This window comes from Nocardia sp. N2S4-5 (genome assembly GCF_044628355.1).
GTDB classification, from domain to species: domain Bacteria; phylum Actinomycetota; class Actinomycetes; order Mycobacteriales; family Mycobacteriaceae; genus Nocardia; species Nocardia wallacei_B.
The window spans coordinates 5,434,374-5,450,012 of sequence record NZ_JBIUPM010000001.1 but is presented as its reverse complement, the minus strand read 5'-3'; the positions used below and the strand labels follow the sequence as shown (position 1 = coordinate 5,450,012).

General features: G+C 68.0%; 15 protein-coding genes. 13 read left to right on the top strand and 2 right to left on the bottom strand.

Going from position 1 to position 15,639, the window contains the following annotated elements:
- The first annotated feature begins 8 nt into the window (after positions 1–8).
- From ACFMRZ_RS24960 to ACFMRZ_RS24945, 4 genes are all read left to right on the top strand, one after another.
- Positions 9–905: a sugar ABC transporter permease gene (locus ACFMRZ_RS24960; protein ID WP_280271858.1), complete on the top strand. Its 897-nt coding sequence runs from the start codon at positions 9–11 to the stop codon at positions 903–905.
- Positions 902–1,741, top strand: coding sequence for a carbohydrate ABC transporter permease (locus tag ACFMRZ_RS24955; protein ID WP_400180963.1), 840 nt, complete (start codon positions 902–904; stop codon positions 1,739–1,741). The genes ACFMRZ_RS24960 and ACFMRZ_RS24955 overlap by 4 nt, the downstream gene beginning before the upstream one ends.
- The gene (locus ACFMRZ_RS24950; protein ID WP_280271856.1) at positions 1,738–2,526 is read left to right on the top strand and encodes a DeoR/GlpR family DNA-binding transcription regulator; all 789 of its coding nucleotides are present in this window, start codon (positions 1,738–1,740) and stop codon (positions 2,524–2,526) included. The genes ACFMRZ_RS24955 and ACFMRZ_RS24950 overlap by 4 nt, the downstream gene beginning before the upstream one ends.
- Before the next feature lie 348 nt (positions 2,527–2,874).
- Positions 2,875–3,318, top strand: coding sequence for a DUF4254 domain-containing protein (locus tag ACFMRZ_RS24945; protein ID WP_400180962.1), 444 nt, complete (start codon positions 2,875–2,877; stop codon positions 3,316–3,318).
- 169 nt (positions 3,319–3,487) lie between these two features.
- Here the strand turns inward: ACFMRZ_RS24945 and ACFMRZ_RS24940 are convergent, their stop codons facing one another.
- Together ACFMRZ_RS24940 and ACFMRZ_RS24935 are read right to left on the bottom strand one after the other, a co-directional pair.
- The gene (locus ACFMRZ_RS24940) at positions 3,488–4,747 is read right to left on the bottom strand and encodes a lipase family protein (protein ID WP_400180961.1); all 1,260 of its coding nucleotides are present in this window, start codon (positions 4,745–4,747) and stop codon (positions 3,488–3,490) included.
- Positions 4,748–5,031: 284 nt separating this feature from the next.
- On the bottom strand, positions 5,032–6,627 hold the full coding sequence (locus tag ACFMRZ_RS24935) for an ATP-dependent DNA ligase (RefSeq protein WP_400180960.1): 1,596 nt from the start codon (positions 6,625–6,627) through the stop codon (positions 5,032–5,034).
- 94 nt (positions 6,628–6,721) lie between these two features.
- Here ACFMRZ_RS24935 and ramB point away from each other — a divergent pair, with 94 nt between their 5' ends.
- From ramB to ACFMRZ_RS24890, 9 genes are all read left to right on the top strand, one after another.
- Positions 6,722–8,131: an acetate metabolism transcriptional regulator RamB gene (ramB, locus tag ACFMRZ_RS24930; protein WP_400180959.1), complete on the top strand. Its 1,410-nt coding sequence runs from the start codon at positions 6,722–6,724 to the stop codon at positions 8,129–8,131.
- A 216-nt stretch (positions 8,132–8,347) separates the two neighbouring features.
- A complete protein-coding gene (gene urtA, locus ACFMRZ_RS24925) occupies positions 8,348–9,625 on the top strand; it encodes an urea ABC transporter substrate-binding protein (RefSeq protein ID WP_400180958.1) in 1,278 nt (425 codons plus the stop codon).
- A gap of 90 nt (positions 9,626–9,715) precedes the next feature.
- On the top strand, positions 9,716–10,600 hold the full coding sequence (gene urtB / locus ACFMRZ_RS24920) for an urea ABC transporter permease subunit UrtB (RefSeq protein ID WP_400180957.1): 885 nt from the start codon (positions 9,716–9,718) through the stop codon (positions 10,598–10,600).
- The gene (urtC, locus tag ACFMRZ_RS24915; RefSeq protein ID WP_400180956.1) at positions 10,597–11,718 is read left to right on the top strand and encodes an urea ABC transporter permease subunit UrtC; all 1,122 of its coding nucleotides are present in this window, start codon (positions 10,597–10,599) and stop codon (positions 11,716–11,718) included. The genes urtB and urtC overlap by 4 nt, the downstream gene beginning before the upstream one ends.
- Positions 11,715–12,539: an urea ABC transporter ATP-binding protein UrtD gene (gene urtD / locus ACFMRZ_RS24910; RefSeq protein ID WP_400180955.1), complete on the top strand. Its 825-nt coding sequence runs from the start codon at positions 11,715–11,717 to the stop codon at positions 12,537–12,539. The genes urtC and urtD overlap by 4 nt, the downstream gene beginning before the upstream one ends.
- On the top strand, positions 12,523–13,215 hold the full coding sequence (gene urtE, locus ACFMRZ_RS24905; protein ID WP_280271844.1) for an urea ABC transporter ATP-binding subunit UrtE: 693 nt from the start codon (positions 12,523–12,525) through the stop codon (positions 13,213–13,215). Before urtD ends, urtE begins: the two co-directional genes overlap by 17 nt.
- 13 nt (positions 13,216–13,228) lie before the next feature.
- Positions 13,229–14,014: a GntR family transcriptional regulator gene (locus tag ACFMRZ_RS24900; RefSeq protein ID WP_400180954.1), complete on the top strand. Its 786-nt coding sequence runs from the start codon at positions 13,229–13,231 to the stop codon at positions 14,012–14,014.
- Between the two features lie 75 nt (positions 14,015–14,089).
- Entirely contained in the window at positions 14,090–14,629 is a 540-nt protein-coding gene (locus ACFMRZ_RS24895; RefSeq protein WP_400180953.1) for a carboxymuconolactone decarboxylase family protein, read from the top strand.
- 60 nt (positions 14,630–14,689) lie between these two features.
- Entirely contained in the window at positions 14,690–15,580 is an 891-nt protein-coding gene (locus tag ACFMRZ_RS24890; protein WP_400180952.1) for an LLM class flavin-dependent oxidoreductase, read from the top strand.
- Positions 15,581–15,639 lie beyond the last annotated feature (59 nt).

The window sequence follows — 15,639 nt, the reverse complement described above, 5'->3', positions numbered from 1 at the left end:
GCGCCACAATGACATCTGGTCGCCGATCCGCCGCGACGCTGCGGGCGCTGCCGTGGATCGGCCCGGTGCTGATACTCGTCGCGGGTGTGGTGGCCTTTCCGGTCGGCTACATGCTGTGGACCTCCACGCGTGCGCTGAACGCCTACGGCCAAGACCGCGGTCCCGCCGGGCTGGACAACTTCCGCGCGCTGTTCGCCATCGACGAACTGGGCGGCGTGCTCCTGCACACCGTGGTCTGGGTGGTGGCGGTCGTGGTGCTCACGCTGGCGCTGTCGGCGGCGCTGGCCCAGTTCCTGAACAAGGATTTCCCCGGCCGCACCGCGGTGCGCATGGCGATCCTGGTGCCCTGGGCGGCGTCGGTGGTAATGACCACGACGATCTTCGCCTACCTGCTGGACCCCGACGTGGGCCTCGCCAATCGCTTCCTGGTCGACATCGGCGTGCTGGACCGGGGTTTCGGCTTCACCAAGGAGGCGGGACCGGCGTTCCTGGTGGCGATCGGGGTCGCGGTGTTCGTATCCGTCCCGTTCACCACCTACGCGATTCTCGCCGGGCTGCAAGCGATTCCGGCCGAACTGGACGAGGCCGGGCGGGTGGACGGAGCCGGGGCCTGGCAGCGCTACCGCTATCTCACGCTGCCGCAACTGCGCCCGGCCATCGCGGTCGCGACGGTCATCAACATCATCAACGTGTTCAACTCGCTGCCCATCCTGCAGGTGCTCACCGGCAGCATCGCGGGCTTCTCCGCCGACACCACGACGACGTTGACGTTCAAGCTGATTCGGCAGAACCAGCAGGTCGCCACGGCCGCCGCGATGAGCGTGCTGAACTTCGCGCTGATCGCGGTGATCATCGCGGTCTACGTCAAACTGATCCGTCCGGCCGGGGAGGAGAGCGCACGGTGACGACCTCGAGGACGGGCCGCCGACGCTGGGACCTGACGGTGGTCGGTGTCGTGATCGCGGCGATCTTTCTGGTCCCGTACGTGGTGATGGTGCTGGGCTCGCTGAAACCACGTTCGGAGATCCTGCGCATCCCGCCGACGTACCTGCCGCGGGAGTGGCTCCCAGGCAACTACTCCACCGTGTGGAACACCCCGGAGACACCGCTGCCGTTCAATCTGGTGAGCACGGTGGTGATCGCGGTGTGCGCGACCCTGGTGGTGCTGGCGGTGGCGATCCCGGCCGCGTATTACACGGCGCGACGGCGCTTTCCGGGCAAGGCGGCGTTTCTGGGACTGGTGCTGGTGACCCAGATGTTGCAGCCGACCGTGCTGGTGACCGGTCTGCTCCGGGAGTTCTTCGCCCTCGGCATCAATGACACGTGGCTCGCGATGATCCTGGTGAACTCGGCGTTCAACCTGTCGTTCGCGGTGTGGATCCTGCACAGCTTCTTCGCCTCGGTGCCGGTGGAGATCGAGGAGGCCGCCCAGTTGGACGGGCTGAGCCGGTGGCAGACCCTGGCGCGGGTGAGCCTGCCGCTGGTGTGGCCGGGCCTGGTCACCGCCACCATCTTCGCGTTCGTGTCGTGCTGGAACGAGTTCGCGGCCAGCCTGGTGATCCTGACCACGCCGGAGAACCAGCCGCTGTCGGTGGCCTTGACGAAGTTCATCGGGCAGTACGACACGGCTTGGCAATATGTCTTCGCGATCTCTACGGTCGGCATCGTGCCCGTTGTCATCCTGTTCGCGCTCATCGAGAAGCGCCTGGTCGCCGGCCTGACCGCCGGTAGCGTGAAATGACCGCCGCGACCGATCGATCCCAGCGCTGGAACCGGTTGCTGGAGCTGCTGGCCGATACCGGACGGCTGTCGGTGGAGCAGGCCGCCGAGCGGCTCGGGGTCTCCCCCGCCACCATCCGCCGCGACTTCACGGCGCTGGCCGACCAGCAGTTGGCCACCCGCACGCACGGCGGCATCGTCGCCAGCCAGGTCGCCTACGAGCTACCCGCCCGGTACCGCAGCGGCGACGCGGCCAAGCAGCGAGTCGCGGAATACGCTGCGGGACTGCTGGATCCGGCGGAGGTGGTGGGACTCAACGGCGGCACCACCACCACAGCGGTGGCACGCGCCCTCGCCGGACGCCCGGACCTGCCGAACTCCGCCGACCACCAGATGACCATCGTCACCAACGCCCTCAACATCGCCGGTGAGATGGTGCTGCGCCCGCAACTGCGCACCATCTGCCTCGGCGGCATGGCCCGCCGCGAGTCCTACGAACTGCACGGCCCCCTGGCCGAACGCACCCTCGCCGAATTACGTTTGGACACGGTAGTTCTCGGCGTCGACGCCCTCTCCGCCGAGGGCGGCGCCCAGTGCCGCCACCTCGACGAGGCAGGCATCAACGCCGAAATGGCAAGGCGCGCCCACCGAGTAATCGTCGTAGCCACAGCCGAAAAACTGGAACGCACCGCCCTAGCCCGCATCTGCCCCATCGAGGACATCGACATCCTGGTAATCGACACGGCCGCCAACCCCGCCCACATCGCTCATATCCGGGAGACGGGGGTGCGCGTGGAACTGGTGTGAGACAGCCGGTTCGGGGACTGCTATTTCGAGCTGTCCGACTACTACGACAACTTCGCTGCTGAAATCCGATTGTCGCGAGAAAGCGACGGACATAACGGCATGGCAGTTCTGCTGCTGAACAAACTCGCCGCCGTCTCCCTACCACCTTCCGTCCCTGACCACGCGAGCACTACCTCGAGACCGAACCGACTATCGAATTTCGCGCGCCGCGAGTGCGGAAACCGGTGTGGCGAAAATGGTCTGACGTGCGAGGCGGCGTTACGGGTAAGCCTCCGTGCCTGCCTAGATCACGGTCCGGCATCGAATCCCGTTGCCGATCGGAAACATTCGGCGTGCAGGATGACCGCCGTGGAATCGCTCCCACTCAAACACAGCCTCCTGGAGGCATGCCGCGGGACGGCGCAGGACGATAACTTCGTGCTGCGCTGTGCCTGTCGGCTGGCCGAGCTGCACGAACAGCGGCTCGGCGGGACAGCGAGTGCCGTGCGCGGCATCGATCGCGATCGTGCCCGGCTGGTGCACGAGATAGACCAGTGGGTCGCAACGCAATTACCGCGTGCGCACGGTGGTGCGCGATTACATACCGAGACCGTGGGGACCGTGGTGGATCGGCTGGCGCAGTTCTCCGCGCTGGCCTACCTGACGCTGACCGACGCCCCCGAATCGACGGTCCGCGAGGCCTGGCGGCGGTTGTCGGAACTGGCGACCGCCTACGACGATCTCGCCGCCGACGTCTCCGCCGGACTGTGCCGGTTACCCGACCTCAGCGGCGACCACTCCTACGAACACTGAAAAGTCTTGACCGCCCGGTGGATCCGAACGGCGGCGCCATCGAGGGGAGCGGCGCCGCCGTCTGCGGGGAAGGCTGGATCAGGGCAGCTGATCCGTGCCGGTCGGTCCGGCGAATTCATCGTGTCGCGGCAGTCTCGAGGTCCGCCGCGATCGGGCTGTGAATCCGCTGTCAGCCGGCCACCGAGCAGCCCGGCGGCACCGCCCGGCCGGCGAACAGTTCCGCCACCCACGCGCCGGTCGCGGGGATCGCGAGCGCGCCGACGACGAAATGTTCACCCGGCAGCGGATCCAGCCGGACCCGGGCGCCGCGACCACACCAGTCGTCGTACAGATTCCGGGCCTGCTCGAACGGTATCCAGAACTCGTTGACGCCGTGGTAGATCAGGACGGGCGACTGCGGTGCGAAAGCGCCTAGCCGATTGTCCGCCAATATCTTTCGCACCATGGGTAATGTCGTCGGGTCGGGCACGTCGGTAAGGTCTTCGACCTTCAAGGCGGCCAGCAACCCCAGCACGGACTCGCCGCCGACGCAGAGATCCTTGAACGCGTGCGCCAGCCGCCAGCCGTTGTCGTTGAGCAGCGTCAGCAGTTCGGGATACTCGCGGGCCAGCCCGAGCGCCGCGGCGAGGAAGATTCCGGCGGCACCGGTGCCCCCGTCCATGGAGCGCCGCAACCTGTCGTAATCGGCGGGCACGCCGCCGATCAGAGAACCGACCAGCGGCAGTTCCGGCGCGTACGTTCCGGCCAGTTGCGCCGCCCATCCCGTCGCGATGGCCCCGCCGGAGTAGCCGCTCATCACGATCGGCGAATCCGGCCGCACCTCCGCGACGCCGAGGCGCCCGACCGCCCGCAGCGCGTCCAGCACGGCGTGGCCGCCCATCCGCCCGGCCGCGTACGCCTGGCGCGGGCCTTGGTGATCGGGCACGACCACGGCGTAGTCGCGGGCCAGCAGCAGCCCGATCGACAGCTGATCGGCCTGCACCCCCTCCTGCAACTGCCGCGACGGCGCACAGCTGTTCCCGAGCGAGGAGATCGGGATGTTGTAGGACACCAGCGGCCGCGAACCCGTTCCGCTCCAAGGCTTTTGCGGCGTCAGCAGGGTGGCGACCACGGGCACCGGTTCACCCTTGGCATTCGTGGACCGGACCAGCAACTCGATCGAGCGCACCGGCGCCGGAAACCAGTTGCGTACGGCCCGGGATGCGAGAACGGTTCCCGCAGAGCGCTTTTCGAATCCAGGTGGCGGAATGTAGAACGGATCGTCCAGCGGAGTCGGCAGCACCGAGTCGAGGACGTGCGGCGGGTTCACGAAGTCGTCGAGCAGATCCGCCCGAACCACCGACCGCTCCGCGCCGACCATGGTCAGAGCCGTCACCACCGCCATGGCCACCGTCCACACCCGGGCAACCATCCGCCGCGCACTCGCCACGTCCACTCCCCGATGTGCTCGCCCGCCCACAGCCGGGCCTCCGCCGATTCGCACCGATCGCCGAACACCCGCCGTCGAGGACGGCGGGACATCCAACCCTACATACCCTGTGGTTGGTTTTGTGTACGCCAATCGGCGCGCCGCACACCGCCTGTAGCCGACGCCGGACTGCGAGGCCAGTGCCGACTACCAGGAGCACCCACGCGAAATCGTTGCCGTCATCCCGGAGGGCACGCCAGAACAGCGGGAGGATTGGTGCTCCAACTTACGTTCTGGATTGCGCTTCACTCCGCCGCGGCCGCACCGCCCGGTAGCAGCGCGCGCACCGCATCGATGGTGTCGGCGTCGGCGGGCTCCTTGTCGGGGCGGTAGCGCAGCACGCGGGCGAAGCGTAGGGCCACGCCGCCGGGGTAGCGGGGGCTGACCTGTACGCCGTCGAGGGCGATCTCGACCACCAGTTCGGGGTGCAGGTACACCGTGTGGTCGTCGCGGGCGCGTTCGTGGCGTGGGAATTCCTCGGTCTGCCAGCGCAGTAGCGCGTCGGTCAGGCCCTTGAACGTCTTGCCGACCATGATCGGGAGGCCGCCGTCGGGGTCGCGCGCGCCGAGATGCAGATTCGACAGGTAGCCGGTGCGGCGGCCGTAGCCCCATTCGGCCCCGAGCACGATCAGGTCGAGGGTGTGCGTGGGCTTGATCTTCTGCCAGGCGCGGCCGCGGCGGCCGGCGGCGTAGGGCGAGACCAGCGATTTGACCACGACGCCCTCGTGTCCCGCCGCGAGCGCGCCCTCGGCGAATTCGGCCGCCGCCGCGGCATCCGGCGCGACCAGCGCCGGAATCGTGTGCGCACCGGCCACCGCCGCGAGCGCCGAACGCCGCTCGGACAGCGGGGCGTCGAGCAGATCGGTGCCGTCGAGGTGCAGGCAGTCGAAGAAGTACGGATGCAGCAGCAGATCGCGCGTGGAGGTCGCGGCGGGCACCGACTGACCCAGTGCCGCGGCCGCGGTGTCGGCCTCCTCGGCCTCGGCGGGCGTCAGCGCGAAGCGGCTCATCGTCTCCTGGAACGGGCGGGGGCGTCCGGCGTCGGTGAGCGCGAGCGTCTCGCCGTCCAGCACCACGCTCTCGCAGTCCAGTCCGGCGACGAGATCCACCAGTTCGGGCACGTTGCCGGTGATCTCGCGCAGCGTCCGGGTGAACACCCACACCCGGCTTCCCTTGCGATGCACCTGAATTCGTGCGCCGTCGAGTTTGTGCTCGACGCTCACCTCCCCGCCGAATTCGTCGAAGGCCTCCGCGAGCGAGGCGCCGGGCGAGGCGAGCATCGGCTGGATCGGGCGGCCGACCTCCAGCCGGAATTCCGCCAGGGCGGGCGCGCCGCCGGTCATCGCGGCCGCCGCGGTCACGGGTAATCGCCCCGACAGCATGTGCGCGCGGCGGACCAGGTCGACGGGTACGTCGGCGGCGACGGCGACCGCCTCGGCGACGATCGCGGTCAAGGCGCCCTGGCGCAGCTCACCGGTCAGCAGTCGCACGAGGAAATCCCGTTCGGCCGCCGTCGCCGCGGACAACAGGCCCGCCAGCAACTCCCGGCGGCGCTCCGCCGATCCGGAGCCGCCGATCCCGGCCAGTTCGTCGAAGGTGGTGTGCACGGCCGGGACGGTCAGGCTCGGTTCCGCGGCGGGCGTCACGGCCAAGGCGGTGAGCGTGCGCCAGCCGGTGCCGATCCGGCCCTGCGGCAGTTCCCCCGACACCCATGCCACCACCGGGGCGAGTTCGGCCGGCTCGGCCCGCTTCAGCAGTCCGGCCAGTGTGGCAATCTTGCTCTTGCGCGACGATGTCGCGCGCACGGCGCCCGACGCCTCGACTACTTGCGACAACAGCACGAGTCCGACCGTAACCCGCGGGTCCGACACGGCGGCGGACGGGCTTGTTAATCGAATGTTTGCAGAGCTGCGAAACCACCCATAAACTGGACGAATGGCCAAGACTTTCGTCGGTGCACGGCTGCGACAGCTGCGCACCGAGCGCGGGCTGAGCCAGATCTCGCTCGCCAAGAAGCTGGAGATCTCGGCGAGCTACCTCAATCAGATCGAGCACGACGTGCGCCCGCTCACGGTGCCGGTGCTGCTGCGCATCAGCGAGGTGTTCGGCGTCGACGCCGGGTTCTTCTCCTCCCAGGACGACACCCGTCTCATCGCCGAACTGCAGGAAGTGGTGATGGACCAGGAACTGGCCATCGAGGCCGACGCCCAGGAGATCGCGGAGATGGTCTCGGCGCATCCGAGCCTGGCCCGGGCGATGGTGAACATGCACCGCCGCTACCGCAACACCACCGCCCAGCTGGCCGCCGCCACCGAGGACCGATTCTCCGACGGCAGCGGCTCGGGGGCCATCTCCCGCCCGCACGAGGAGGTGCGCGACTTCTTCTATCAGCGGCAGAACTACATCCACGAATTGGACACCGCCGCAGAGGAACTCGCCACCCGGATGCGTTTCCACGGCGGTGATCTCAAACGCGAGATCGCCCGCCGCCTCACCACCGCGCACGGCGTGCAGATCGTCGAGCGCATCGATCTCGGGGAGGGCGTGCTGCACCGCTTCGACCCCGGGGCGCGGCGGCTGGAGATCGCCCCGCACCTATCCGGCGGGCAGCGCGTGTTCAAGCTCGCCGCCGAACTGGCCTATCTCGAATGCGGCGAGTTGATCGAAAAGCTCGTGGAGGAAGGCAATTTCGCCTCGGAGGATTCCCGCACGCTCGCGCAACTGGGACTGGCCAACTACTTCGCCGCCGCCGTGGTGCTGCCGTATTCGTATTTCCACGAGGTCGCCGAGGATTTCCGGTACGACATCGAGCGGTTGTCGGCGTTCTTCACCCAGAGCTACGAGACGATCTGCCACCGGCTCTCGACCCTGCAGCGACCGAAACTACGCGGCGTGCCGTTCTCGTTCGTGCGCGTGGACCGAGCCGGAAATATGTCGAAACGTCAGTCCGCCACCGGTTTCCACTTCTCTTCCTCGGGCGGCACCTGCCCGCTGTGGAACGTCTACGAGACATTCGCCTATCCGGGCCGGATCATGACCCAGATCGCCCAGATGCCCGACGGCCGCAAATACCTGTGGATCGCGCGCACCGTGGAACGGCGCGCCACCCGCTACGGCGAGCCGAGCAAGACCTTCGCCATCGGCCTCGGCTGCGAGCTGCGCCACGCGGGCCGCGTCGTGTACGCCGACGGACTGGACCTCAACGACCCCCAGGCCACCCCCATCGGCGCGGGCTGCCGGGTCTGCGAGCGCACCAACTGCCCCCAGCGCGCCTTTCCCCCACTGGGCAAATCCCTCGACATCAGCGAGCACCGCAGTTCCATCTCCCCGTACGTGCTGCGCTGAAGATCATATTCTCCAGATTTCACGTTACCGAAACGTTCGCAACAAGGCCGTCATCGACAAACATTCGGGCGCAACACTTTCCGCTTACTCTTCGCAACGGATACAAACGCTGTATACAACGCCCGTCTCCCGTCAGGGATTCGACCCGGGACAGCGCGCGGTCCGGCGCGGTGCGAGGACACCGCCGAAATTGATGAGTGAGAAGAGGGTTCGCCCATGTCAGATTCTCGTGACGTTCGTCGCGTACACACCCGCCGGATATCGAAGATCGTCGCCGCGCCGACCGCGCTGGCGTTGTCGGCACTACTGCTGTCCGGCTGCGGTTCTCGTGACGACGCCGAAACCGGTTCGGCCGCGGCGTCCTGCGTGGACACCTCCAAGGACACGATCAAGGTCGGATCGCTGCATTCGCTGACCGGCACCATGGCGATCAGCGAGGTTACCGTCGCCAACGCCACCAAGCTCGCGGTCGACCAGGTCAATGCCGCGGGTGGGGTATTGGGCAAGCAGATACAGATTGTGCCCGAGGACGGGGCGTCGGACCCGAAGACGTTCGCGGAGAAGGCGGAGAAGCTGATCAGCTCCGATTGCGTCGCAGCGGTTTTCGGGGGATGGACGTCCGCCAGCCGCAAGGCCATGAAGCCCAAGTTCGAATCGCTGAACTCGCTGCTGTTCTACCCCGTGCAGTACGAGGGTCTCGAGGACAGCAAGAACATCTTCTACACCGGGGCCACCACCAATCAGCAGATCCTTCCGGCGCTGGACTATCTGAAACAGAAGGGCATCACGTCGCTGTATCTCGTCGGCAGTGACTACGTGTTCCCGCAGACAGCGAATCGCGAGATCAAGGCGTACGCGGCGGCCAACGGCATGGAGATCAAGGGCGAGGATTACGCGCCACTGGGCTCCACCGATTTCTCCACAATCGTCAACAAGGTGCGAAACGCCAAGGCGGGCGCGGTGTTCAACACCCTCAACGGCGACTCCAATGTGGCCTTCTTCCGCGAGTACGCCAACGCCGGGCTGAAAGCCGCCGAGATGCCGGTGATTTCGGTATCGATCGCCGAAGAGGAGGTCACCGGTATCGGCCCGCAGCACATCGCCGGGCAGCTCACCGCGTGGAACTACTATCAGACCGTCGACAGCCCGCAGAACAAGGCTTTCGTCGACGCCTACAAGTCCGTCTACGGCGCCGACAAACCCACCTCCGATCCTATGGAAGCCGCCTACACCTCGGTGTTCCTGTGGAAGAACATGGTGGAGAAGGCCAAGTCGTTCACGGTCGGCGCGGTCCAGGACGCCGCCGACGGCGTCACCTTCGACGCGCCCGAGGGCACCGTGACGGTGGACGGTTCCAACCACCACATCTCCAAGACGGCGCGGATCGGTGAAATCCACGCTGACGGCCTGATCTACACGGTGTGGGACTCCGGGACGCCTATCCAGCCGGACCCGTACCTGAAGTCCTACGAGTGGGCCAAGGGACTCAAGTAGCAGGCCATCGATGAGGGGCGGTGCGGTTCCGTTCGATATCCCGTCGCCGGGACCGCACCGGTCGATCGACTCGAAATCGAGGTATTCCCTATGGAAGTGGTGATCGGGCAGCTGTTCACCGGGCTGAGCCTGGGTTCCATTCTGCTGCTGGCGGCGCTGGGCCTGTCGCTGACCTTCGGTCAGATGGGCGTGATCAATATGGCGCACGGCGAATTCATCATGGCGGGCTGCTACACGACATTCGTTGTGCAGCAGGTGATTCACGCGACCGGCGCGGCGCTGATCGTGTCGCTGTTCGCGGGCTTCCTGGTCGGTGGCCTGCTGGGCGCGGCCCTGGAGATGGGCCTGATCCGCTGGATGTACGACCGCCCGCTGGACACCCTGCTGGTGACCTTCGGGGTGGGGCTGATCCTCCAGCAGTTGGCGCGCAGCATCTTCGGGGCGCCCGCCAAGAACGTGGTGGCGCCGGACTGGCTGTCGGGCGGCCTCACCATCGCCGGCAGCGTGGTGCCCAAGACCCGCATCTTCATCCTCGTGCTCGCGGTCGTCGCGGTGGCCGCGCTGGCCGTGGCGCTGAAGGCGACTCCGCTCGGGCGGCGTATCCGGGCCGTCGTGCAGAACCGCGATCTCGCGGAGACCAGCGGCGTCTCCAGCCGGACGACCGACGTCAGCACGTTCTTCCTCGGGTCCGGGCTGGCGGCGGTCGCGGGTGTGGCGCTCACGCTGATCGGATCCACCAGCCCGACCATCGGACAGAGCTATCTCGTGGACGCCTTCCTGGTCGTGGTCATCGGCGGGCTCGGGCAGATCAAGGGCACGGTGCTCGCGGCCTTCGCACTGGGACTGCTGAATTCGTTCATCGAGTACTCCACGACCGCCTCGGTGGCGAAGGTGATCGTCTTCGCGCTGATCGTGGTGTTCCTGCAGGTGCGCCCGCAGGGGCTGTTCATCGTGCGGACGCGGAGCCTCGCATGAGCGGCCACATCCGGACCCTCGGCGGTTTCGCGCTCGCGGCGGTCGTGTTGTTCGCGGTGGCGCCGGCCGTGCTGAGCGATTTCCGACTCGGGCTGCTCGCCAAGTTCCTGTGTTTCGCCATCGTGGCGGTCGGCATCGGATTGGCCTGGGGCCGAGGCGGAATGCTGACGCTGGGGCAGGGCGTGTTCTTCGGTCTCGGCGCCTACATCATGGCGATGCACCTGCAACTCGCCGACGCCGCCCGGCTGCACCAGGACGTCCCGGAATTCATGCAGATCGCCGGTATCACCGAATTGCCCTCGTACTGGCGACCTTTCGCGTCCGCGCCGGTGGCGATCCTGGGGATCCTGGTGCTGCCCGCCCTGCTCGCCGCGCTGCTGGGTTTCGGCGTGTTCAAGCGCCGGGTCAAGGGCGCGTACTTCGCCATCCTGTCTCAGGCCCTGACGGCGGCGCTGGCCATCCTGCTCACCGGGCAGCAGGCCGTCGGCGGCTTCACCGGGCTCAGCGACTTCCGCGCCTTCTTCGGTTTCCGGCTCAGCGATCCGGTGAACCGGCGGATGCTGTTCTTCATCGCGGCGGCGGCGCTACTGCTGGTGGTCGCCGTGGCCCGGCAGCTGATGCGTAGCCGGTACGGCGAGTTGCTGGTGGCGGTGCGCGATCAGGAGGAGCGGGTGCGGTTCCTCGGTTACGACCCCGCCGATATCAAGATCGTGGCGTACGTGGTGGCGGCGTTCTTCGCCGGGATCGCGGGCGCGCTGTTCACGCCGATCGTGGGCATCATCTCCCCGGCCGACATCGGGGTGGTGCCGTCGATCGTATTCCTCATCGGCGTCGCGATCGGCGGCCGGACCACACTGCTGGGGCCGGTTCTGGGCGCGATCGGAGTGGCGTGGGCGCAGACCACGTTCTCCGAGCACTTTCCGTCCGGATGGACCTATCTGCAGGGCGTGCTGTTCATCGTGGTGGTCGGGTTCATTCCGGCCGGGCTCGCCGGTTTCTGGCCGCTGGCAAGGGATTCGGTGCGCCGGCTCCGGCGCTCGAGGGACACGGAGCCCGCGGACACGGAACCGGTCGCGACCGGGGACGCGCAGGTGGAGACGAAGGTGGAAGTCCGATGACCGACGACGACCTCGCACCGAAGTTCGGCGGCAATGCGGGAATGAACAGCGAGTACCTCGAAATCCGGGATCTGTCGGTGAGTTTCGACGGATTCCAGGCGCTGTCCGGAGTCGATCTCACTGTCCTGCAGGGCGATCTGCGATTCCTGATCGGCCCCAACGGCGCGGGCAAGACCACGCTGATCGACGCGATCACCGGCCTGGTGCCCGCCACCGGCTCGGCACGGAAATCGGGCACGGAACTGCTGGGCCGCAAAGTACACCGGATCGCTCGGCTGGGCGTCGGCCGTACCTTTCAGACGGCCAGTGTCTTCGAACAGCTGACCGTGCTCCAGAACCTCGACATCGCCGCCGGGGCGGGCCGTTCCGCGCGCACCCTGCTCAGGCGGCGGCGATCCGTGCTGCCCGCCATCGAGTCCGCCTTGGAGACAACCGGTTTGACCGCGCTGCGAGATCGGCCCGCGGGGGTGCTCGCCCACGGCCAGAAGCAGTGGCTGGAGATCGGCATGCTGCTGGTACAGAACGCCGCGGTGCTGCTGCTCGACGAGCCGGTGGCCGGGATGAGCGCCGAGGAACGCAAGGAGACCGGAAACCTGTTGCGGCGCATCGGCACCGACCGCGTCGTCATCGTCGTCGAGCACGATATGGACTTCATGCGCGCCTACGCGAGTTCGGTCACCGTGCTGGCCGGCGGCCGGGTGCTCAGTGCGGGCACGGTCGAGCAGGTGCAGGCCGACCCCAAGGTGCAGGAGGTCTACCTGGGCACCGCCGCGGCCGTGGCAACCTACGCCGAGGAGGCAGCCGATGCTGGAAATCATTGACATGCACGCCGGTTACGGCCGCACGGAGGTGATCCACGGAGTCTCGCTGACGGTTCCGGACGACGGTGTGGCGGCGGTGATGGGCCACAACGGCGCGGGCAAGACGACGCTGCTGCGGGCTGCCGTCGGGCTGCTGCCGGTGAAGTCGGGTCGGATCCGCTTCGACGGAGAGTCGATCACGAAGCTGTCCCCGTCGCGCCGGGTCCGCCGCGGAATCGCCTATGTGCCACAGGGCCAGCAGTGCTTTCCGCAGCTGACGACGGCGGAGAATCTGCAGGTGGTCGCCGACGGCCGCACACGCGGCAAGGCGCTGATCGGCGAGTCGCTGGACTTGTTCCCCGCTCTGCGCGAACTGCTGGACCGCAAGGCCGGGTTGCTCTCCGGCGGTCAGCGCCAACAACTTTCGATCGCGCGGGCGCTCATCACCGAACCGAAGCTGCTCATCCTGGACGAACCGACCGAGGGCATCCAGCCGTCGGTGGTCGCCGAGATCGAGCACACCATCCTGGAGCTGACCCGCCGCGGCGGGCTGAGCGTGCTGCTGGTGGAGCAGCACATCGGTTTCGCGCTCCAGGAGGCCGGGCGGTACTACGTCCTGCAATCCGGGCGCGTCGCCTCCTCCGGCGCGGGCGGGGCGGCGGCCGCGACCGCGGTGCGCGCGGCGATGGCGATCTGATCGGACGCACGGGATGGCGCGCAGGGGGCGTATCTCGTTGGGTGAGAGGGTCTATCGGGCCCTCCGCCGTGATCTCGCCGCGGGGCTGGTGGCTCCTACCGCGCGACTCGGCGAGGAACGGCTGGCCGAAAGTTACGGTGTCTCGAGGACGCCGGTGCGCGAGGCGCTGGCGCGACTGCTCGCGGACGGGCTGGTCGAACGCCACGACGACGGCCTGTACCCCTTCCGTCCGCGCCTGGACGACCTGGGCGATCTGTACGAGCTGCGAATAACGTTGGAGGCGAGAGGCGTTCGACGTATCCGGTTCGCTGCCAGGCAGGGCATTCCGTCCGATACACCGGTCTACGGCGACGTCGATCGGTTCGCGCCGATCGGTCCGATTGCCGCTGTCCCGCAACCGAATACGGCGTCGCACGACAAACAGGCGGTGCGCCGCGAGCTGGATACCTGGCTCGGCCTGCGCGACGACCCGCCCGATCCGGGCACCGCCCTGATCGCGGCCGACGAGCAATTCCACACCACGCTGCTCGCCGCGGCGGGCAACGCGGCCCTCGCCGACGCCCTGACCGCCGTGCACACCAAGGTCCGCCCGATTCGCTCGCTGGACATTCCCACTCCGGAGCGCATCGCGCGAATGACCGCCGGGCACATCGCGATTGCCGAACAGATCCTGGCGGACGAGCTGGACCTGGCCCTGCACACCCTGCTCAGCCACATTCTCAGCTCCCGCGCGCACGTGCTCGTCCGCGCCCGCCAAGCCCTCGAACTCACCCGGCTGGGCCAGGCGTTGCGAGATTAGGGGCCGCTCCCACTCCATGAACATTGCCGTACACCAAGTGTGGCACCCTGCCGAACTCGGCTGTTAGCGTGTGGCATGGTGTCGACGAAGCCACGCATCGAACCGGGCCGCCTGCGCGAGCTGGGCCCCGTCAACTGGACTATCTGGCAGGTGATCTCGCGTGCCGCCGGGACGGCCGACGCACACCTGTTCAGCACTCTCGGCCGCACGGGCGGCCTGTTCCGCGGCTGGCTGCACTACTCCGGCCGGCTGATGCCCGGCGGCCGGCTCCCCCGCTACGAGACCGAACTGGCGATCCTGCGCGTCGCCCACCTACGCCGGTGCGAATACGAAACCGACCACCACATCCGCCTGGGCAAGCGCGCCGGCGTCACCCCGGAAATCCTGGACCGCCTCCGCACCGGCCCCGAGGCCCCCGGCTGGTCACCGAAGGAGCGCGCCCTGCTCACCGCCGTAGACCAACTCGTCGAGACTCGCGACCTGGACGACGCCTCGTGGTCGGACCTGGCCACCCACTACGACGAACGCCGCCTGATCGAAATCGTCCTGTTGGTCAACCAGTACGAGGGCCTGGCCAGCACGATCGGCACCCTGCGCATCCAGACCGACCACTAGGACGCGCGATGGTGGTTCGGGCCTTGCCGCGTTGTCGGTGGAGTCTGTAACCATCGGGGTATGACAACTCTGGGCGCTGTCTTCCTGCCGCAGAATCCGCCGGAGCGCTTGCGCGAGGTGGCGCGGGTGGCCGAGGAGGTGGGGCTCGAGGAGTTGTGGCTGTGGGAGGACTGCTTTTTCGAGGGTGGGGTCTCGGCGGCCGCGGTCGCGCTCGCGAGCACGGAGCGGTTGCGGGTGGGCGTCGGCGTGCTGCCGGTTCCGCTGCGCAACGTCGCGGTCACGGCCATGGAGATCGCCACGCTGGAGCGGATCTTCCCCGGCCGCGGGATCTGGTGCGTGGGCCACGGCGTGCAGGAGTGGATGGGGCAGGTCGGCGCACGGGTCGAATCGCCGGTCACGCTGCTGCGCGAGTATGTCGACGCGTTGCGGCGGCTGCTCGCGGGCGAGCGGCTGACGGTCGAGGGCCGCTACGTCCGGCTCGAGAACGTCGCGCTCGACTGGCCACCGGCGCAACCGCCGGTCGTCGTCTCCGCGGCGACGGGCCCGCGCACGCTGCGCTTGGTCGGTGAGGTCGCCGACGGCGCGATCCTCACGGCGAGCACCTCGACCGCCGCACTGCGCCGCGCGGTCGCACTACTCCAGGAAGGTCGGGCCGCCTCCGGCCGCACCGAAACCCCGCGCGTCCTGGCCAACCTGCTGACCGTGCCCGGCCCCGACGCCGCGGCCCGGCTGCGAACGGAGATACTCCGCATGGGCGAACAGCCGTCGGCCGACAATGCCTCCCCCGACAACCGCATCGGCATCGCGGGCGATACACAGGCCATCGTCGCTGCCGTCGCCGACTTCGTCGAGGCCGGTGCCGACACGGTCGTCCTGCAACCCAGCGCCGACCAGGACCCGGTGGAATTCGTCCGCTTCGTCGCCGAACAGATCCGACCGCTGGTCCCGTGAGAGGGGCACGGTCAGCGGGCAGGCTGGTCGATCGCGGCAGCCAGGTCATCCGGTATCGG